This window comes from Acinetobacter sp. ACIN00229, assembly GCF_016106645.1.
GTDB classification, from domain to species: domain Bacteria; phylum Pseudomonadota; class Gammaproteobacteria; order Pseudomonadales; family Moraxellaceae; genus Acinetobacter; species Acinetobacter oleivorans.
The window spans coordinates 71553-92691 of sequence record NZ_JADWOM010000014.1; the positions used below are offsets into that span (position 1 = coordinate 71553).

A 21139-nucleotide genomic window follows, 5' to 3' on the forward strand; every position below is an offset into this window, starting at 1 on the left:
ATTACACTTCATTTTAAGTATTCGTCGGAATCCTGCTGTCATGACTACCATACTCATTCCCTACTTAATTGCCATTACTTTACTTACGCTTACACCTGGTCTGGATACGACTTTAATTATTCGTACCGCTACTCTTGAAGGCAAGTCGAAAGCATTTCAAGCAGCTGTAGGTATTAGCCTTGGCTGTATTGCATGGGGAATTGTGGTTGCTTGTGGTCTAGGGGCTTTACTCATGGCTTCTGATCTAGCCTTTAATATTCTGAAATGGATGGGGGCTGCTTATTTAGCTTGGCTAGGTTTGAATATGATTTTAAAACCGCGTAGCCAACTTGCAGACATGCAAGAAACCAACTCCAATGTCCCTGCTTCACAGAATTGGTTTATTAAAGGTTTTTTGGGTAACTTACTTAATCCCAAAGTCGGTATTTTTTATATTTCATTTCTTCCACAATTTATTCCACCACAAGCGTCGGCTGTCACTTGGATTATGGGGCTTGTGATGATTCATGTGGTGATTGGAACCTTATGGTCAATTTTATTAATTTTGGCTATGCAACCACTATCACGTTATCTGAAGCAACCCAAATTTGTGAAATATATGGACCGGATTACAGGCAGTATTTTTGTGTTGTTTGCTTTAAAATTGGCTTTGAGTAAAAGATAAATTTTAAAAAGCGTGCTAACGCATAGCACGCTAAATAATAGTTAAAGATTTACATTATTTTTTTAAGTAGTTTTCTATTTGGACTGAAACTTCATCGGCATGTTTTTCTGCTAATTGATGGTCCCCACCTTTCACAACATATAACGTCGAATTTTCAAACTTTTGATTTAAATATTGACCCACTTGAACGGGGCTCACTGGATCGCTATCGCCCCAGATTAATAAAGTTTCAATATTTATATCTGATAAAAAATCTTCATAGTTGGCATTAGTGGTAACAAACCAATCTGGATATCTTAAAAATGCTTGACGGTATGCTTCTCGCCAGTCTTGCACATTAAATCTTTCAAGATTAATTCCACCCGAAGTTGCAATCAAGACTAACCCTTTTATCAGTTGAGGTTTTTGCAACGCTGCCGCAACAGCAAAAATGCCACCCATAGATTGCGCAATAATTACAGATTCTTCATTAATTTGATCGACCACATAATTTTTTAGGTCTTCAAAACTTTTGACCTGAGGAGATTCTGGTGTATCCCCAAAACCGGGGTAACCAATAATTTTTGTCTGGTAATGTTGAGGTAATTTTTCAATTAATGGATGCCAAAATTTTGTACTGCCTGATGCGCCAGGTAAGAAAATTAGATTATTCATATTTTTATAAAGTAATAAAATTAAAAAATTATTGTATATAAAAGAAAGCCTCTTTTATCATTTTAGTTAATAAAAGAGGCCTCTATTTAGGTAATGCTATTAGCCTTGGAAATAACGTAAATCCAAACGCCCATCATATACATGAGTTGTTGGACCCGTCATCCAGACCACATCACCTTCTTGCCATTCGATTTGTAGCTTACCACCAGCAAGTTCAACTTCAACTGAATTACCCAGTAAGCCACGGCGCATACCACTTACAGCAGCCGCACAAGCTCCTGTACCACATGCAAGAGTTTCACCTACACCACGTTCAAATACACGTAAACGCACATGCTTTTCATCAATGATTTGCATAAAGCCAGCATTCACACGTTCAGGGAAACGTTTATGTGATTCAACTTGTGGGCCAATGCCAGCAACATCTGCAGTTAATACATCTGGAACAATAGTGACAGCATGAGGATTGCCCATATTGACCACATCAATACTAATGTTTTGGTCATTAGCTAACTCAAGTGTATATAAAGCTTCAGGTTGTTCAGCAATGAATGGAATTTCATTCGGCAAAAATTTCGGGTAGCCCATATTCACGCGAACCCAACCATTTTGACCCAGTTCAGGTTTGACAATCCCTGCTTTGGTTTGAACAGTAATACTAGTTTTCGTTGTTAAATGACGCTCATGTACAAAGCGAGCAAAACAGCGCACACCGTTACCACATTGTTCAACTTCAGAACCATCAGCATTAAAAATACGGTATTTAAAATCTGCTTCCGGTAAATCAGGTGGTTCAACAATCAAAAGTTGATCAAAACCAATACCGAAATGGCGGTCGGCTAAGCGTTGAATTGTTTCTGTATCCAAATAGGCACGTTGGCTGATCAGATCAACCACCATAAAGTCATTGCCTAGGCCATGCATTTTAGTAAATTCTAATAACATTTCATTTACTCCTCAGGCAATAAACTTTCTTTTTCCCAAAGGGATTCAACTGTTTCACGCTCACGAATCAAATGGGCTTTGTCGCCAGACACCATCACTTCTGCGGCACGTCCACGTGTATTGTAATTTGAACTCATTACAAAACCATAAGCGCCAGCGCCAAGAACAGCTAACAAGTCATTTTCTTTTAACGCTAATGAGCGATCTTTACCAATAAAATCACCTGTCTCACAGATTGCACCCACGAGATCCCAAGTTTTTTCTTCAGTATCAGAACTTGGCACCACAGGTTGGATATCCATCCAAGCTTCATATAATGCAGGGCGAATTAAATCATTCATTGCTGCATCAATAATGGCAAAGTTACGATGGCTCGTTGGCTTGAGCAAATCAACTTTGGTTAAAAGCACACCTGCATTTGCACTAATGCTACGACCCGGCTCCATATAAACCTTAAGACCCAGCTTTTCTAAAGCAGGTTTCATTGAGTTAGCATATTCTTCAACACTTGGTGGTGTTTCATCTTTATAACAAACACCCAAACCACCACCGATATCGATGTGTTTAAGAGTAATACCAAGTTTTTTTAGTTCCTCAATCATTACCATGACACGATCTAAAGCATCAACGAATGGTTTAGTCTCGGTTAATTGTGAACCAATGTGGCAGTCAATTCCAATAATCTCAAGGTTTGGTAAAGATGCAGCATATTGATAGGTTTCATAAACGGTATCACTTGGAATACCAAATTTATTTTCTTTAAGGCCTGTTGAAATATAAGGATGTGTTTTTGCATCTACGTCTGGGTTTACACGTAAAGAAATCGGCGCTTTTTTGCCTAGACGAGCTGCAACTTTTTGAAGACGATCTAGTTCGGCATACGACTCTACATTAAAGCAAGCAATGCCTACATTTAACGATGTTTCAATATCAGCTTCGGTTTTACCTAAGCCAGAAAAAACAACTTTAGATGCATCTCCACCCGCTTTTAAAACACGTGCAAGCTCACCACCTGATACGATATCAAAACCAGCACCAAGTTTTGCCAATACATTAAGAACAGCTAAATTTGAGTTAGATTTCACCGCAAAACAGATTTGATGATCAATAAAATCAAAAGCACGATCCATATCTAAGTAATGTTTTTCAAAAGCTGCTTTTGAATAAACATACAAAGGTGTGCCAAATTGCTGTGCAAGCTGCTCCATAGAACATTGCTCTGCATGCAATACTCCATTAATGCGAGTGAAACTCATGAATGTGTCCTTATTTCAAAGCTTAAGGTGAAGTTGTTTGGGTTGGGGCTGATGATTCAACTGGCTGATCAGCTTGTTCATCCTGTTGCACAACTTGTTTCTGTTCTTTATTACGATAGAGCAAGTATTTCGCGCGTTTGTCATAATTCGGATCAGAAGGTAGCTGTAATGCTCCTGACTGACCGCAAGCGCTTAGCAAAATACTGCTGCTCAATAAACTGATGAGGCAAATGACACGACGCATCTGAGCACCTGATTTAAACAATTCGATGCAGTATACCGTGATCATGCAGGCGGCTAAAGAGTAAACTTAAAGAGAAAAACAATATGCATAAAAAACGCCAGCTTTTCAGCCAGCGTTTGATCATAACTAAATAAATTTAATTACTTTTTATGACGCGGTTTATAGAAGAAGAAATAACCAATGATCAAGATAATAAACCAGATTGGGCTGACTTTAAGCGCTTTAAACGTATCTGGCTCTAAAGACAACACGTAAATCATACCAATAAAGAAAATAATCGTGATCCAACATGTAAATAGGCCACCCGGCAATTTAAATGTTGATTTTGCATGCAGCTCAGGACGTGTAGTGTAGTAACGGATATAACTCCAGATAATGAGTAACCACACGCAAATGAACAGAATCGTTGAAAGTGTTGTTGCAAGCGTAAACGCCTCAACGGTATTTGGTACAAAATACTGTAATGCTGCACCTAACAATAAACACGCAGCAGAGAAATACAATGCATTTGCAGGTACTGCACGTCTGTTCAATTTACCAAAAGCTTTTGGTCCCTGATCTTCACGAGATAGACCAAACAACATACGGCTTGTTGAAAACACGCCACTGTTCATTGATGACATCACTGATGACAACACAACCAAGTTCATTAAGATTGCTGCTGCCGCAACGCCTGCTTGACTAAACAAGTTTACAAACGGGCTGATCGCTGGATCAATTTTATTCCATGGTGTTACTGACATTACAATAATTAATGCGAACACATAGAAAATAATGATACGAATTGGAATTGAGTTAATTGCTTTAGGTAAATTACGTTCAGGATCTTTAGTTTCCGCAGCCGTTGTTCCGACAAGCTCTACACCAACGAAAGCAAAAATCGCAATCTGGAATCCTGCCAAGAAGCCATGCACACCCGTCGGGAAGAAGCCACCATTTGCCCACAAATGAGTAAAGGATGCCACTTCACCAGTAGTCGAGGTGAAGCCTGTAAAGATCATCCATAGACCCACAGCAATTAAAATAATAATTGCTAGGATTTTGATAAGCGCAAACCAAAACTCCAACTCACCAAACAGGCGAACTGTTAACAAGTTCAAACCCATAATGAATACGATGGCTGCAACACTGATCATGGCACCTTCGACTGGCGAGAAAGGTAGACCATTATTGAAGAATTGTAAGTAATAGATAATTGCAGAAAGATCGGCAATACCAATGGTGATCCAACACAGCCAATAGGTCCAACCTACAAAATAACCTGCCCATGGGCCAATTAAATCTGTTGTGAAATCAATAAATGATTTATAGGCAAGATTTGAAAGAAGTAATTCGCCAAGCGCACGCATGACAAAAAACACCATCACACCAATAATCAGGTAAATAAATAAGATTGAAGGGCCAGCAAGACTAATCGTTTTGCCTGATCCCATAAACAATCCCGTACCAATTGCACCACCAATCGCGATCAGCTGTAAATGCCGATTTGAAAGGCTACGATGGAGCTCACCTTGTTCATGAGGCTCATTCAGATTTTGATTCGACATCTTATCAATACACTCCAGTAATTTTTTTTAGTCCGTTAGCTAAAATCAAAAAGACGATATCGCACCATTTGCAGGTATCTTTTAAATGTATATTTTTTGATAATTTTTCAGCTAACCGATTTTTATCTGTATTGCTGATGATTTCAAGCTACATACAATTAAATCTGATAATACGCACAAGCCCATAGCAATACAACGCACTTTACGGTCTAAAAACATGACTTGAACTTGTCTGATTTTTAAATTAAAAAGACGACTCAATTGACCATTTTCTAATCTTCAATTTCATTTCAGTCCTTCATCTGTTTATTAAAAACACCCCTGCTCGACCTTAATCTTTTAAATTAACTAACACATGACAATGACCTAATATTCTCGTTGTTTTAAATTAAGCAAAATGTATTCCACTTCAAAACTGATTCTCTATTTTGGTTTTGTTATACTCCGTTTCTACTATTAATTAAGAAGTTTTTAACTGAAGTCGAATATGAGCAAAGTCAAAACTGTTTACCGTTGCGAACAATGTGGTGCCGATCATCTTAAATGGGCAGGTCAATGTTCAGAGTGTGGTGAATGGAATTCTTTGACTGAAGTCAAACTTGAGCCAACCACCGCTCACCGCGCACGTCCAAAAGTTGGGGGCTATGCTGGTCAAGCTGCCAATATTACAACTCTAAATAAAGTCACTTTTTCCCATGAAACACGCTTACCGACAGGCATCAGCGAATTTGATCGCGTACTTGGCGGAGGCTTAGTTACGGGTTCAGTCGTATTGATTGGTGGCGACCCGGGTATTGGTAAATCGACTATTCTTTTGCAAACAGCAACCTATATGGCAAGTGCAAAAAGCTCTGCACTTTATATTACCGGTGAAGAATCTTTATCTCAGGTTGCACTTCGTGCTCAACGTCTTGACTTACCTACTGACCAGTTAAAAGTCATGGCAGAAACCTGTGTTGAACGTATTTGCGAAGTCTTAGAACAAGAAAAACCTGTCGTGGCGATCTTAGATTCGATTCAAACGCTATATACAGAAACACTTCAATCGGCACCAGGTGGTGTTTCACAAATTCGTGAATCTGCTGCTTTATTAACTCGTTATGCAAAAAATAGTGGCACTGCACTCTTCATTGTTGGCCACGTGACCAAAGAAGGTGCACTGGCAGGTCCACGTGTTTTAGAACACATGGTGGATTGTGTACTTTACTTTGAAGGCCAATCAGACTCACGTTATCGAATGATTCGTGCTGTTAAAAACCGTTTTGGTGCGGTGAACGAGCTTGGCGTATTTGGCATGACAGATAAAGGCTTACGTGAAGTTGCTAACCCTTCTGCCATTTTCTTAAGCCGTTATGATGAAGCGATTCCGGGTTCAATTGTGATGATTAGCCGTGAAGGGACTCGCCCTCTTTTGGTTGAAGTTCAAGCTTTAGTTGATGATGCTCAAGGACAACCTCGTCGCGTAGCATTGGGTCTTGAACAAAACCGTTTAAACATGCTGCTTGCTGTAATGCACCGTCATGGTGGTGTTCAAACCACCGGACAAGACGTCTATGTCAACATTGTCGGTGGCTTAAAAATTACTGAAACAGGTTCAGACTTAGCAGTTTTATTAGCATGTGCTTCAAGTTTACGAACTAAAGCTTTACCTCAACAACTTGCCGTTTTTGGAGAAGTTGGCCTTTCTGGTGAAATTCGTCCTGTACCAAATGGCCAAGAGCGTTTAAAAGAAGCTGCAAAACATGGCTTTAAGTATGTCATTTTGCCAAGAGGTAATGCGCCGCAAAAAGCAATTCCTGGCGTACAAGTCATTGCGGTTGCCCGTCTGCATGAAGCATTAACTGAGGCAATGCAACTCAGTGATGAATTGACATAAAAAAACATACTTTTATGGTTGAAATTTAGCGTAAATACCTTCATAAATACTATTACAATTTAATTTTAGACAGGAATTTCCTATGGAAGTACACCAGCGTGGCTTGATTACCGGTATTTTAATGGCTGCTTTAGCAATTTCGCCTCTTGCTGAAGCTAAACGTGCAGGTGGTGGTAAAAGCCACGGTATGGCACGCTCTACTACTTCAAGCCAGTCTTATCAACAACCTCGTCAAGTGACTCCTGCTCAACAACCTGCTACTGCACCTCAACGATCAGGTCCGGGTGTTGGTTCAATGGTTGCAGCTGGTGTGGCTGGTGCTGCCGTAGGTGCTGTTGCAGCAAATGCTTTAGCTGATGACAAACCAACATCAACTGAACATCAAGCAACTCAAGCTGGAACAGAACAAGCTGCTCAAGCGCAACAAGAAGAGAAAAAAGGTGGAATTCCTAGCTGGCTTTGGGTATTACTTGCAGCAGCTTTAGCCTTTTTTGTTTTCCGCAAATTGGGCGCAAAAAAAAAATTAGCAGCTAATAATCCTTACGCACCAAATAACGACGGTCAAAACCCATTTGGTCGTTCTGCTGCACCACAAGCGACACCACGTAATGCTGGAGATAATACAAATATCTTTGGTCAATCTGTTGGTGGCGGTGCAGCAACCCAAGCTCCTTTTGGCGGTGCAACAACGAGCAATGGCAATCAACTTCCAGATGGTAGTGAACCTGCTGCTTTCTTACGTATTGCACGTCAACGTTTTAATCACATCCAATCGATGAATACTGCAAGTAACATTGAAGAAATTCGCCGTTACTTAACACCAGAACTTTATAGTTCTATGTATAACGACATCATGGAAAACCAAGATCAAGACGTTGCTGAATTTAGCAATCTTAATGCGATGGTTGTAGATAGTGCGACTGAAAATGGTCAATATGTTGTAAGCGTACGCTTCACTGGTACTGTGAGTGAAGATTTAAACAGCTTGCCACAACCATTTACTGAAATCTGGCACTTTGTTAAACCTGCTGGTTCTCAGCAAGACTGGGTTGTTGCAGGTATTCAACAAGCGTAAGCTAAATAAACCCTCAATAAAAAAGCCACAATATTGTGGCTTTTTTATTTGTCAGTTTTTAAGCAATTTCAGCTGGGAATGTAATGACTTTTTCAATTTTGACCTGATCCATTGCAACCATGAGTAAGCGGTCTATACCTAAAGCAATTCCTGAACATTCTGGCATATGAGGCAACGCTGCTAAAAGATGCTCATCTAAAGGCATAACATGAAGACCTTGCTTAGCACGCTCTGCATTGTCTGCTTCAAAACGTGAACGTAACACCTCTGCGTCGAGCAATTCATCGTAAGCATTGGCAAGCTCTAAACCTTCAATATAAACCTCAAAACGTGCTGCGACCTCTTCCCCATCTTCATCCACTTTCACTTTTGCCAAAGACGCCATTTCTGGTGGAAAATCAGTTAAAAAGACTGGCGCATCAAATCCTAAACTTGGTTCAACAAAATGAGAAAATAATAAATCCATGTAAGCTAGACGATCATCGCCTAAATCAAGATTTAATCCCACACGATTTGCAGTATCTTTGAGTTGCTTCAACGTTGCTTGCAATGGGTTAATATCAAGACGATCTTGAAAGGCATGTTTATAACTTAAAATAAACGGACGAACTTCCCCAAAACGATGTTGCAAACAAGTCTGCAATAAATCGGCAGTTTCATGCATTAATGCTTTTAAGTCTAGACCCGGGCGGTACCATTCGAGCATGGTAAATTCACTATTGTGTTTACGTCCGTGTTCATCGTCTCGAAAAACCTTACAGATTTGGTAAATCGGCCCGCTACCACTCGCTAGTAAACGCTTCATGGCAAACTCTGGAGATGTCTGTAAATATTGAGTCTGCAATTTGCCATTAATATGACGTAAAGTCTGAACAGAAGCTAAATGCACATCGGTGACACCTGCTTGTGAAACAATCGGTGTTTCGACTTCCATGACATCACGTTCAGCAAAAAATTGACGAATCTGGTTATAGAGCTTGGCACGTGCTTTTAAGGCATCAATTGAACAAGTTGGTTGATAACTCAAGCTCATGCCTGCGGCCCTCCATGTGCTGCCCATTCACGGCGCAGCGGATAATTCTTACGTAATAAATCAAATGCTTTTTGCTCTACTTTGCCCTCTTTAATGCAGGCACGGATGTTGGCATCATCTTGAGCAATATCATAAATCTGAGCTAATTTTTGCTTTAAGACCGCTTTTAAATCATTTCCTGAAAAATAGTCGTCACATGCAGGCAACTGAGTCTCGAAACGTTTATTTATATCAAACCCAAACTTTTGGCAGAATGCTTCATAAATCATTTGTGTACCGCGTGCCTTCCCTTCAAGGCTATAACCTGCAATATGCGGTGTCGCCAACGCTAACATGTCTATAAGTTCTTCAGATATGACGGGTTCATGTTCAAATACATCGAGCACAACTTTACGCTGAGTACGCTGAATATCTTCGATTAAAGCAGCTTCTTTCACGACCGGACCACGCGCACTATTAATTAAAATCGTGTTCGGTTGAAGTGCAGCAAACGCTTGCTCATCAAAAAGATGATACGTCGCATGTTCACCATTTTTGGTTAAAGGCACATGAATTGAAATTGCATTCGCTTGTTGCAAAAGGGTTTCTAAACTTACATTTTTAATTGAATCTAACTGCACAAATGGGTCAAAACCAATCACATTCCAGCCAAGCAACTGGGCCATGTATGCCAAACGCTTACCGACGTTTCCAAGCCCCACAATGCCTAGGGTAAATTTTTCTTGTTGTTCTAAAAGGTTGGCATCTAAATGAAGTAAAGCAGTAATGACATATTCAGCAACTGCCTGCGCATTACAACCTGCTGCATTCGCCCATGTAATTCCTTGTTTTTCTAAAGCAGAAATATCTAAATGATCGGTGCCGATTGTGGCACTACCCACATATTTTAAAGCGGTGTTTTGAATTAAACTTTCGTTTACTGCGGTGACTGAGCGAACCAATAAAGCTTCAGCATCTTTTACATCTGCGTGCGTTAAGGTGCGTCCTGCATGGTGTTGAATATCGCCAAATTCTGAAAAAAAGTAATCGGTAAATGCCAAGTTTTCATCTGCGACGATTTTCATTATCTGCAACTCAAAGCTTATAAAAACGTTATTATCCTTTGAGTTGTAGCAAAGCACAATGTTCAGGGCGTTAAATTACGATAAGGTTTCTAAGCGTAATTCACCTACAAACCACCGCCGAAATAAAAATAAGCCATCACCGCTAGAGTGAGCCACATTAAAATAATAAGTACAGCAACCAAATAATTTCGTGGCCCTTTTTCATGTTCTTCTAGCCATTCATTAGCTTGCTGTTCTGCATCGAAAATAACTTGTTGAGGCGTAAATCGAAGCGCTAACCAAATGAGTATCGGTAAAATGATGGCCTCATCTAAAAGGCCTAAAATAGGAATAAAATCTGGAATTAAATCGATTGGACTAAAGGCATAAGCCACAGCCACCACAGCAATAACTTTTGGGAACCATGGCATTTGAGGATGCTTTGATGCAAACCAAAGCATAATAATTTGTTTTTTTAGACGTTTTGCCCATTCTTTTAGTGATTGTAACCAAGACATTTGGACAGACTCTGAACTACATAACTTTGATCATAAAGTATAAAGTTCGTGCTTAACTTAAAATTAGGCAAAATAGAAATGTATATTTCCATTATGTTTGATCATTCTTAGCATTTGAACTGATCTGATCAATATTTCAATGCATGATCTTTATGTATATAAAACAAAATCATCTCCACGACAAAAGCTTGCTAAAGTTAGGCCAGATATTTTTGCGAGCCGAATGGCCATACTGGTTGGAGCAGAAATTGAAGCCAATAAACCAATATTACGCTGAGCACATTTACGGATTAATTCGTAGCTTGCACGACTGGTCATAACAACAAAACCCAAACTGGTGTCGTAGTTTTCTTGAGCTAAATAACCCAACAATTTATCTAAGGCATTATGACGTCCCACATCTTCAAATAAAGCCATGATTTTGCCTTGAACCACCCAAGCAGCGGCATGAGCGCCACCCGTCAAGGCAGTAATTTTTTGTTGATCTTTTAATTGAGAAATCGCGACTGGAATTTGTTCAAGCCATTCTTTGGAAGGTTCGATGGTAATTTTAGAAATATCGAGCTGAAGCTGCTCTAAACTTTCAATGCCACATAAACCACAACCTGTACGCCCCACCAACATACGTCGCCTTTCTTTTAACGCAGCAAATGCTCTAGATGAAATGGTCATATTCACTTCAATTCCCAATTCACTTTCATGAACCTCAATGGCATACAACTCTTTTAAGCTCATTAAAATTCCTTCGGACAGACTAAAACCTTTAGCGAACACACTCACATCAGTAGGTGTTGCCATCATCACTGCATGAGAAATGCCGTTATATACCAAAGCAATCGGATGCTCTTGAACAATATTATCTAAAACACTTTCAGATTCGGTTTTCTTAAACCGCTTTACTTGTAATGTTTCAACCCCATAATAATGTGGTGTCAAAATAATTTCCTTTATCTTGAAATGGCGCTTGATTAGAGCGCCATTTGTTTGAATTACATTTTTAATATCGCTGTTAATTTAAAGGTTACTTACTTTCTTATCTGCATCTTCAGGGTCAACTGCCGTTGCCAAATTAAAGTGTGCAGGCGCATCACCAGGATGCAAAATCACAGGAACACTTTTTGAAGCTGGAATTTTGGCATATTTATCATGACTGCTTAACGCCACCAAAGGATTGGTCTCTGGATAATACGCAGCTAAACTGCCACGTGGAATGTTGTACGGCACAATACGGAAACTATGCACAATCCGCTTAACCCCATCTGAGAAAACACTTTCAATATCAACCCACTGATTTGCTTCAAAGCCAGCTTCATCAATGTCTGCTTGGTTCATAAACAAAACACGGCGTTGCCCAAAAACTCCACGGTAACGGTCATCGAGGCCATATAGCGTCGTGTTGTATTGATCGTGAGAGCGAGTGGTCATTAAGGTATAAACTTTACTCTCAGTATAAGCGGCAGCATATTGATTTTCTTTATCGCCATAGACTTCACTCAGTGGTGTAATCATAAACTGAGCTTTACCACTTTTTGTGTTCCAGATGTGCTGATTGGCCGGATGCTCTAGATGGAAACCACCCGGGTTATAGACACGTAAATTAAAATCATGGAACTCATCAAAGACCTCAGCAATTGAGTCACGAATACGGTCATAACTTTCAATGTACCATTTCCATTTAATCTTGCTGTCTGGTAGAACCGCTTCAGCCATTCTTGCCACGATGTCTGGTTCAGATAAAATATTTTCAGAAATTGGGGTATTACGCCCAGCCGACAAATGAATATTACTCATCGAATCTTCGACTGAAATTGCCTGCGGGCCATGAAGCTGCTCATCAATTTCGGTACGGCCTAAACAAGGTAAAATCAGCGCCTCTTTACCACACACCAAATGGCTACGGTTTAATTTGGTGGCAACATGAACGGTTAAATTACACTTTCTAAGTGCTTCTTGGGTATACGGCGTATCTGGCGTTGCAACTGCAAAGTTTCCGCCTAGACCAATAAAGACTTTAACCTCACCTTCAGCCATAGCTTTAATGGTTTCAACGACACCATGCCCATTTTTTCTTGGAGATTTAATTCCAAACACGCGGTCAATGTTGTCGAGTAATTTAGGGCTAGGTAATTCATTAATGCCCATGGTTCGGTCGCCTTGCACATTACTGTGTCCACGAACTGGACAAAGCCCCGCACCCGGACGACCAATTTGCCCACGAGCCAATAATAAATTCGCCAACATATGTACATTGGCTGTTCCGTGGCGGTGTTGAGTAATGCCCATTCCCCAACAGAAAATTGAGCGCTCAGACTCTAAAAAGAGCTTGGCTAATTTTTCTAAATGCTCTGGTGATAGCCCCGAGTGTTTATAAATATCTTCCCACTCAGTTTTTTCGACCTCGGCAATCATCTCGTCGAAACCGATTGTATTCACCTCAATAAAATTTCGGTCAAAAACGCTTGGTTTGCCTGAAGTAAGTGCTTTTTTATCCCACTCATTTAGGTGCTTTAAAATTCCTAGCATCAGTGCATAGTCACCACCAATTTTAGGTTGGAAATAATAACGACTAATTGGGGTACTGCCGTTAGTCATCATTTCAAGTGGTGCTTGTGGGTCTTGAAAACGTTCTAGGCCCCGCTCTTTAATCGGGTTAATCGCAATAATGTTACCGCCACGTTTAGACACTTCACGCAAAGTACCTAACATACGTGGATGGTTAGTTCCGGGATTATGCCCAAAACTAAAAATTGCATCGGCTAAATCAAAGTCTTCTAGGGTGACTGTGCCTTTTCCTAAACCAATCGAATCAAGTAACCCAACGCTTGTGGTTTCATGACACATGTTCGAACAGTCTGGGAAGTTATTTGTACCAAAGCTTCGCACAAACAATTGATATAAAAATGCCGCTTCATTACTTGCACGGCCAGAGGTATAAAACGCAGCTTGATCTGGGTTATCTAAGGCATGTAAATGCTTGGCAATAATCTGAAATGCTTCATCCCATGAAATTGCGACATATTTATCTGTTGCAGCATCGTAGCGAACTGGGTCAGTTAAGCGACCTAAGTCTTCTAGAAAGAAATCACTTTGTTCTGATAACCAACTCACCGTGTGACCAGCAAAATATTCGGGAGTCACTGTTTTACTGGTTGCTTCAAATGCAACTGCTTTTGCGCCATTTTCACAGAAGTTAAAGGCATGAGCATTTTTCTTTTCTGGCCATGCACAACCAGGACAGTCGAACCCGGTAGGCTGGTTAATATTGAGTAAGGTAATCGAACCTTTTTTTAAAATATCTTGCCGCTTTAAGTTTCGAGCGACACTGAGTAATGCTCCCCATCCGCCCGCAGGATGAGTATAGGGTTCAATTCGTGCAAAGCCGTTATTTTCCTGAATATGCTTTTGTTCTTCTGAATTATCCACTTTGTCATCCTCTTATTACTTTTTACACATTCTATAGGTGCAATAAATCACAACTTAATTATGGTTATATCTACGCTATTTGCTGTTTATCTTAATAAGTAAAAATCCACTTTTATCTTACTCATGATATTTAGAGGCAGCCTCAACGCTAGTTATAATATGTGCCATATTTTTTATAATTACAATCATTCAGCCAAAACCAAAAAATTATTTAAATTAAATAAAAACAATATCTTAAAAACACAACGACCTATTTTTTACAGATAAAAACATAATTCACTTTATATTTTTAAAAAATAGAAATGATGTAATGAGCTGAAATTTACGTCATTTTAAGTAGGTTTTTATGGGTTTAAGCAGTATAAATTAATTGAAAAAAACAGATTCAGAGAACTTATGAAGGTTGTAATTGCGCCAGACTCTTTTAAAGATAGCCTATCGGCTTTGGGCGTCGCTCAAGCCATTGCCAAAGGATGGCACGAGGTTTTTCCAAATGCTGAAACGCTGATATGTCCAATGGCAGACGGCGGTGAAGGAACCATAGAAGCTGTGTTAGAGGTCTGTGAAGGTGAATGGCGTGAAAAAACCGTAATGGGGCCATTAGGTCAGTCTGTTCAAGCAAAATGGGGATGGTTAGAACATCAGAAAATCGCCATCATTGAAATGGCTCAAGCGAGCGGTATACAGTTAGTCCCACCGTCAGAGCGTGATGCTTGCCACAGCACAACATTTGGCACAGGTCAGCTCATTTTGGATGCTTTAGACGCAGGTGCAAAAGACATTATTTTAACCGTGGGTGGTAGTGCAACCAATGATGGAGGTACAGGATTACTCAGTGCTTTGGGCGCAGTTTTACTCGATGCTAACCACAACGTTTTACCCCTTGGTGGACTCGCGCTCAAAAACCTATCAAAAATTGATTTAACACATTTCGACCCACGTATTCAGCAAACTCGGTTTTTACTGGCTGCCGATGTGACCAATCCACTCTGTGGTCCAAACGGCGCATCTCATATTTTTGGTCCACAAAAAGGTGCTTCCCCTGCTCAAGTAGAGTTACTCGACCAAGCACTTGCCCATTTTGCCGATGTCTCACTTAAGCTTTTAGGTTTCGATAAACGAAATGAAGCGGGTTCTGGTGCTGCGGGAGGTTTAGGCTTTACAGCCAAAAGTTACTTAAATGCTGAGTTTAAGGCTGGAGTTAAGGTTGTGGCCGAACTCAATCAGCTTACCCAAAAAATCTCTAATGCAGATTGGGTCATTACGGGTGAAGGTAAATTTGACCAACAAACCTTAAGTGGTAAAACAGTTTTCGGGGTGAGTCAAATTGCCAAAACATACAATGTTTCTGTCATTGTCATTGCAGGAACATTAGGCGAAGGCTACCAAGCGCTTTATGAACATGGGGTTACGGCTGCTTTTTCGCTAACAAATGGTCCCATCACATTAGAACAAGCCTGCGAACATGCAGCAAAACTTATTTATGAGAGAACAGTGGATATTGCGAGGTTAATTCAGTTTAGCCAAACCAGTTTGAGAGATAAAAAAGTTTAATCGGCTAACTTTAAAAGGCTTTCTTTACAGCTTTCCAATATTTCATCGCTAAGGTTTGATTGGTCTGGGCATGCGCGAGACAAAGCAATTGCCCCTACAGATTGAGCAAGAATATTAATAGCTTGCTTTCTCAACTCTGGCGCTTCCAAAGAAACCTGTTTTGCTCGTTCATTCATAATGAACTGAATAAGTTGCTCAATACCCTCTTCAAACTCGACTTTTACTTCGTCTGGCTGTCTTGCGGCATCACAAGATAATGCTGTTAGCGTGCAGCCCAAATCTCGGTTATCTCGATGAGTGCGGGACACATAAAGCTGAATAAATTGAGTTAAGTTTAAACCTTCTATTCTTTTTAAAACCTGCTCAAGTCCATGTTTAACGGTAATTGAGACAAGGTCTGTCTTCGAAGTGAAATGTTTATAAAAGCCGCCGTGAGTAAAGCCTGCGCTAGACATTAATTCGGCAATGCCAACTCCGTCATAGCCTTTGCTACGAAACAGTTGAGTCGCCTTTTCAACAATTTTATCTCGGTTTTCTTTTACCTGAATTTTACTGACTTTCATTTTGGCGCACCCACTTTTATTCACCCGACTGGTCATAATTATACATTGATTATGGTTGACATCAAAACTTGTATATTTTAGATTATAGTCATCATCTAAAAATTAAAGCGTGGAGACATCACATGTCAGCTCAATCAAAAGTACTTATTACAGGAGCTTCGTCAGGAATTGGTTCTGTCTATGCAGACCGATTTGCTCAACGTGGCCATAACTTAATCTTGGTTGCACGAGACACCAACCGCTTAGATAAAATCTCAAAAGACCTTCAAGAAAAATACGGTGTACAGGTCGAGTTCATTCAAGCCGATCTATCAAAAGATGAAGACATCACTAAAATTGAAGATGTACTTAAAAACGATGCTGATATTGAAATTTTGGTCAATAACGCTGGGATTGCACTGAACGGAAACTTTTTGACTCAAGATATTAAAGACATTGAAAAACTTATAACTTTAAACATGACAGCAGTTGTTCGGTTGTCTCATGCAATTTCGCAACCCCTTCTACGCAAAGGTAAAGGCGCCATTATTAATTTAGGTTCAGTGCTTGGATTAGCTCCTGAACTTGGTTCGACCATTTATGGCGCAAGTAAATCTTTCATCCAATTTTTTAGCCAAGGCTTATATTTAGAGTTAAAAGATCATGGCGTGCATGTTCAAGCCGTATTGCCATCTGCAACTAAAACCGAAATTTGGGAACGTTCAGGCATCGACTTAAGCCAAGTCCCACCATTAATGGAAGTGAATGATTTGGTCGATGCGGCTCTGATTGGTTTTGACCGTAAAGAAACGATCACAATTCCTGTGCTGAAAGACGAAAATCAATGGAATAATTTTGAAAAATCACGTATCACATTACTACCAAACTTTTCTTCGGCTGATGTAGCCCAACGTTATAAAAACTAACGAGTACCGCTACCCAATTCTCAAGTAGGAAAATCTTATGAATGTTATTGATGCCATCCGTAACCGCCGTGCAGTTAAACGCTTTGACCCTGCATTTCAACTTTCTGACGATAATAAAAAACAGTTATTACAAGAAGTTTTAGCAAATACTCCAAGTGCGTTTAATTTGCAGCACTGGCGCCCTGTTGTGATTGAAGATGCTGAGTTAAGACAAAAAATTCGCACCATTGCATGGGATCAACCACAAGTTACCGAGGCTTCTTTACTCATTGTGTTATGCGCAAAAGTAAGCTCGTGGGAAGCCGACGCTAAACGCGTGTGGGATGGCGCGACTCCAGAAGTGCAAAATATTATGGTAGGTGCGATTGATCAATATTACCGTGACCGTCCACAAACCCAACGTGACGAAGTTATGCGTAGTGCTGGTATTTTTGCTCAAACTTTAATGTTACTTGCTCAAGAGCATGGTTTAGACAGTTGCCCTATGGATGGTTTTGACTTTGACGCAATGGCTAAGCTGATTAACTTACCTGAAGACCATGTGGTGTGTTTAATGATTGCAGTTGGTAAGTCAGCCTCTCAGCCTTACCCACGTGTGGGCAAACTTCCTTACGATGATGTCATTATTCAAAATACATTCTAAGTTTTTAGTGGAGTTAGGCCCTCATGCTTCTTATAGCATGAGGGTCTAATTGTTAAAGACATTCTGTTTTGTAAAATCATTTTGCCTTTTGGGCATTTAACTTATTGGTTAAACGACGAACTAAAAGAAAAAATAAAGGCACAAAGAAAATAGAAAGTAGAGTTCCCGAAATCATACCGCCCGTTACGGCTATACCAATTTCTTTTCGGCTCACAGCTCCTGCTCCTGTAGATACAGCCAATGGTAGAACACCTGCAACAAAAGCCAGAGATGTCATAATAATTGGCCGTAATCGCTGACCCGCACCTTCAATAATGGCGTCCATTAATGCCTGACCAGCCTCCAATTTGGCTGCTGCAAATTCAACAATCAAAATAGCATTTTTGGCAGAAAGTCCAATGGTGGTAAGCATGGCGACCTGAAAGTAAATATCGTTAACAAAACCTGCCAGACTTGCAGCAACTACAGCGCCAATAAGACCTAAAGGAATAACCAACATGACAGAGACAGGAATAGACCAGCTTTCATAAAGTGCTGCCAAACATAAAAAGATAAAGATGATTGAAGCCAAATATAACCAGATCGTTTGGCCACCCGCTAACTTCTCTTGATAAGACAATCCACTCCACTGAAGATTAAAGCCTTGTTGCTGGTCAACTAACTGCTGCATTTTATCCATAGCCCCGCCAGAACTTTCACCTGTTGCAGCAGAGCCTTGAAGTTGGACGGCTGAAAGACCATTAAAGCGTTGCAACATTTGAGGCCCCATTTGCCATTTCACAGAAGAGAAACTAGAAAATGGTGTCATTTGACCAGTAGCGCCACGAACATACCACTGCCCAATATCTTGAGGTAAAGAACGATAGTTCGCTTCGCCTTGTAAATAAACTCGCTTAACACGTCCCCTATCAATAAAGTCATTAATATAAGATCCGCCCCAAGCAGAAGATAAGGTATTACTGATATCAGCTTGGGCTAAACCAAGAGCGCTGGCTTTTCTTTGATCGATATCGACTTGTAACTGGGCTTTATCTTCTAAGCTATTCAAACGTACTGCTGCTAGGCCAGAATCAGCATTTGCTGCTTTTAACACATTATTTTGTGCAGCAATCAAAGCATCTCGTCCTTTATTTTCAGCATCTTGCAACCAAAGTTCAAAACCACTTGATTGCCCAAGGCCTCTTACAGCAGCGGGTGAAAGTACCTGAACACGTGCGTTACGCAGTGACTTAAAATGTGCATTTGCGCGAGCAATCACAGCTTCGGCTGTATTTTCACTACCTTCTCGGTCATCCCAATGTTTGAGTCCAGCAAATGCCATTCCCACATTTTGCCCACTGCCTGCGTTATTTCTACCCATCACCATGAAAATCACATTGAGATTATTCTTTTCTTTCGTCAAGAAATAATCTGCGATCTGATTACCAACCCTTTCTGTTTCAGCTAATGTCGTGCCTACAGGCGTACTAAATTGAACCATAACCGAGCCTTGGTCTTCTTGGGGTAAAAACCCCGTATTCATACGCGTATATTGCCAACCTAACAAAGCTGTAATACCCACGAATATGATCATAAATATTTTGGGCTTGCCTAAAACAGCAAGCAGCTTTGTACGGTAGCCTGATTGACCTTGCTCTACTTTACGGTTGAACCAAGTAAAAAATTTTCTCTGCTTATGTTTTTCATTTGCAGGTTTGAGTAATGTTGCGCATAGCGCAGGTGAAAGTGTTAAAGCAACAATTGCAGAAAGTACCATAGCCGATACGAGCGTTACCGAGAACTGCCGATAAATAATCCCGACTGAGCCACCAAAAAATGCCATAGGTAAAAATACTGCTGCGAGTACCATTGCAATACCCACGAGCGCACCAGATATTTCTTGCATTGAAATTAAGGTAGCTTGCCGAGCATCAAGATTTTGCTCATGCATAACCCGCTCGACATTTTCTACAACGACAATCGCGTCATCTACCAGTAAACCAATTGCGAGTACCATCGCAAACAAAGTCAGTGTATTAATGCTATAGCCAAGTACGCTCAACACACCAAATGTTCCTAACAATACAACTGGGACTGCAATTGCCGGAATTAAAGTCGCACGCCAGCTCTGCAAAAATAAGAACATGACAATAATGACGAGAACAATTGCTTCAGCTAAAGTTTTAATCACTCCATTTACCGAAGCTTCTACAAATGGCGTACTGTCGCGTGGGTATGCAACTTTTAAACCCGCTGGCATAGAGGCAGTTAATCGTGCGACCTCAGCTTTAACTCGCTCAGCGGTTTCTAATGCATTGGCACCAGATGCAAGCTGAATAGACATACCCGAAGCTGGCTTTCCATTCAGACGTGTAGACGTCTGATAACTCTCTGCACCCCGCTCGACTCGGGCAACATCTTTAAGTAATACAACCGCACCATTTGTTTCTGTCCGCAAAATAATATTTTCAAATTGGCTCACGGTTTGTAGCCGAGATAATGCTGTTACTGTTGCATTTAGAGCCTGCCCATCACGCGTGGGTAATGCGCCCAATTCTCCCGCAGTAATTTGCGTATTTTGTGCTTCAATGGCGGTTCTAACATCTGACGGCATTAATCCATAACTGTTTAATTTATGAGGATCAAGCCAGATACGCATTGCATATTGAGCACCAAATACAGTGATTTCACCTACTCCATCGACCCGACTTAATGGGTCTTGCAGTGTACTCACCATATAGTCAGATATATCGACAGAAGATCTCGTACCATTTTCATCGTAAAGCGCAAAGACTAATAAACTATCACCCTGTGACTTTGTCACAGTGATCCCTTGCTGCTGAACTTCTTGAGGCAATCGACTCAGCGCCTGATTCACAGCATTTTGCACCTGCACCTGAGCAGTATCTGGATTGGTATTTTGATCGAAACTAAGACTTATGCGTGCTTGACCCGCTGAACTACTACTCGATGAAAAATAAAGGAGACCATCAATACCCTTAATTTGTTGCTCCAAAATCTGGGTAACACTGTCTTCAACAGTTTTGGCCGATGCGCCCGGATAATTTGCAGTGACATTTACACCCGGTGGTGCAATGTCAGGATATTGCTCAATAGGTAACGTTAAAATCGAAATCGTCCCCAATGCCATAATACAAATAGAGAGGACCCAAGCAAAAATAGGTCGTGCAATAAAAAAACTCGACAACATAGGGCA

Annotated in this window: 18 protein-coding genes; 6 read left to right on the top strand and 12 right to left on the bottom strand. The window is 40.5% G+C overall.

Going from position 1 to position 21139, the window contains the following annotated elements:
- Window positions 1-40: 40 nt before the first annotated feature.
- On the top strand, window positions 41-664 hold the full coding sequence (locus I7H67_RS13825; RefSeq protein WP_198308111.1) for a LysE family translocator: 624 nt from the start codon (window positions 41-43) through the stop codon (window positions 662-664).
- 54 nt (window positions 665-718) lie between these two features.
- Here I7H67_RS13825 and I7H67_RS13830 read toward each other — a convergent pair whose 3' ends face one another.
- The 5 genes from I7H67_RS13830 to I7H67_RS13850 form a co-directional block, all read right to left on the bottom strand.
- A complete protein-coding gene (locus I7H67_RS13830; protein WP_198308112.1) occupies window positions 719-1318 on the bottom strand; it encodes an alpha/beta fold hydrolase in 600 nt (199 codons plus the stop codon).
- A 99-nt stretch (window positions 1319-1417) separates the two neighbouring features.
- Window positions 1418-2263, bottom strand: coding sequence for a diaminopimelate epimerase (dapF, locus tag I7H67_RS13835; protein ID WP_005307649.1), 846 nt, complete (start codon window positions 2261-2263; stop codon window positions 1418-1420).
- Between the two features lie 5 nt (window positions 2264-2268).
- Window positions 2269-3519: a diaminopimelate decarboxylase gene (gene lysA / locus I7H67_RS13840; protein ID WP_198308113.1), complete on the bottom strand. Its 1251-nt coding sequence runs from the start codon at window positions 3517-3519 to the stop codon at window positions 2269-2271.
- A 22-nt stretch (window positions 3520-3541) separates the two neighbouring features.
- Window positions 3542-3763, bottom strand: a complete 222-nt coding sequence (lptM, locus tag I7H67_RS13845) for an LPS translocon maturation chaperone LptM (protein WP_004790575.1) — start codon at window positions 3761-3763, stop codon at window positions 3542-3544.
- A gap of 140 nt (window positions 3764-3903) precedes the next feature.
- Window positions 3904-5310 (bottom strand): amino acid permease, encoded by a 1407-nt coding sequence (locus I7H67_RS13850; RefSeq protein ID WP_005307657.1) that lies wholly within the window; start codon window positions 5308-5310, stop codon window positions 3904-3906.
- Between the two features lie 487 nt (window positions 5311-5797).
- Here I7H67_RS13850 and radA point away from each other — a divergent pair, with 487 nt between their 5' ends.
- A complete protein-coding gene (gene radA, locus I7H67_RS13855; protein WP_013197043.1) occupies window positions 5798-7186 on the top strand; it encodes a DNA repair protein RadA in 1389 nt (462 codons plus the stop codon).
- Window positions 7187-7268: 82 nt separating this feature from the next.
- On the top strand, window positions 7269-8261 hold the full coding sequence (locus tag I7H67_RS13860; RefSeq protein ID WP_013197042.1) for a Tim44 domain-containing protein: 993 nt from the start codon (window positions 7269-7271) through the stop codon (window positions 8259-8261).
- Window positions 8262-8319: 58 nt separating this feature from the next.
- Here I7H67_RS13860 and epmA read toward each other — a convergent pair whose 3' ends face one another.
- The 5 genes from epmA to I7H67_RS13885 all read right to left on the bottom strand — a co-directional run bounded on the left by epmA (window position 8320) and on the right by I7H67_RS13885 (window position 14278).
- Window positions 8320-9294: an EF-P lysine aminoacylase EpmA gene (epmA, locus tag I7H67_RS13865; RefSeq protein ID WP_005307666.1), complete on the bottom strand. Its 975-nt coding sequence runs from the start codon at window positions 9292-9294 to the stop codon at window positions 8320-8322.
- The gene (locus tag I7H67_RS13870; protein ID WP_198308114.1) at window positions 9291-10358 is read right to left on the bottom strand and encodes a 4-phosphoerythronate dehydrogenase; all 1068 of its coding nucleotides are present in this window, start codon (window positions 10356-10358) and stop codon (window positions 9291-9293) included. The genes epmA and I7H67_RS13870 overlap by 4 nt, the downstream gene beginning before the upstream one ends.
- 104 nt (window positions 10359-10462) lie before the next feature.
- Window positions 10463-10855 (bottom strand): YkvA family protein, encoded by a 393-nt coding sequence (locus tag I7H67_RS13875; RefSeq protein WP_151827521.1) that lies wholly within the window; start codon window positions 10853-10855, stop codon window positions 10463-10465.
- Between the two features lie 150 nt (window positions 10856-11005).
- Complete coding sequence (gene fdhD, locus I7H67_RS13880) at window positions 11006-11791, bottom strand: formate dehydrogenase accessory sulfurtransferase FdhD (protein WP_198308115.1); 786 nt, start codon at window positions 11789-11791, stop codon at window positions 11006-11008.
- Between the two features lie 78 nt (window positions 11792-11869).
- Window positions 11870-14278: an FdhF/YdeP family oxidoreductase gene (locus I7H67_RS13885; RefSeq protein ID WP_198308116.1), complete on the bottom strand. Its 2409-nt coding sequence runs from the start codon at window positions 14276-14278 to the stop codon at window positions 11870-11872.
- Window positions 14279-14674: 396 nt separating this feature from the next.
- On the opposite strand from I7H67_RS13885, the gene I7H67_RS13890 reads away from it, so the two are divergent.
- Window positions 14675-15832, top strand: coding sequence for a glycerate kinase (locus tag I7H67_RS13890; protein ID WP_198308117.1), 1158 nt, complete (start codon window positions 14675-14677; stop codon window positions 15830-15832).
- Here the strand turns inward: I7H67_RS13890 and I7H67_RS13895 are convergent.
- Window positions 15829-16395 carry a TetR/AcrR family transcriptional regulator gene (locus I7H67_RS13895; protein ID WP_198308118.1) on the bottom strand — a complete coding sequence of 189 codons (567 nt, stop codon included), beginning with the start codon at window positions 16393-16395 and terminating at the stop codon, window positions 15829-15831. The two genes, I7H67_RS13890 and I7H67_RS13895, sit on opposite strands and share 4 nt — an antisense overlap.
- A gap of 122 nt (window positions 16396-16517) precedes the next feature.
- On the opposite strand from I7H67_RS13895, the gene I7H67_RS13900 reads away from it, so the two are divergent.
- Together I7H67_RS13900 and I7H67_RS13905 are read left to right on the top strand one after the other, a co-directional pair.
- Entirely contained in the window at window positions 16518-17300 is a 783-nt protein-coding gene (locus I7H67_RS13900; protein ID WP_198308119.1) for an SDR family NAD(P)-dependent oxidoreductase, read from the top strand.
- Window positions 17301-17337: 37 nt separating this feature from the next.
- Window positions 17338-17943, top strand: coding sequence for a nitroreductase family protein (locus I7H67_RS13905; protein WP_198308120.1), 606 nt, complete (start codon window positions 17338-17340; stop codon window positions 17941-17943).
- A gap of 76 nt (window positions 17944-18019) precedes the next feature.
- Here I7H67_RS13905 and adeE read toward each other — a convergent pair whose 3' ends face one another.
- On the bottom strand, window positions 18020-21133 hold the full coding sequence (gene adeE, locus I7H67_RS13910) for a multidrug efflux RND transporter permease subunit AdeE (RefSeq protein WP_198308121.1): 3114 nt from the start codon (window positions 21131-21133) through the stop codon (window positions 18020-18022).
- Window positions 21134-21139 lie beyond the last annotated feature (6 nt).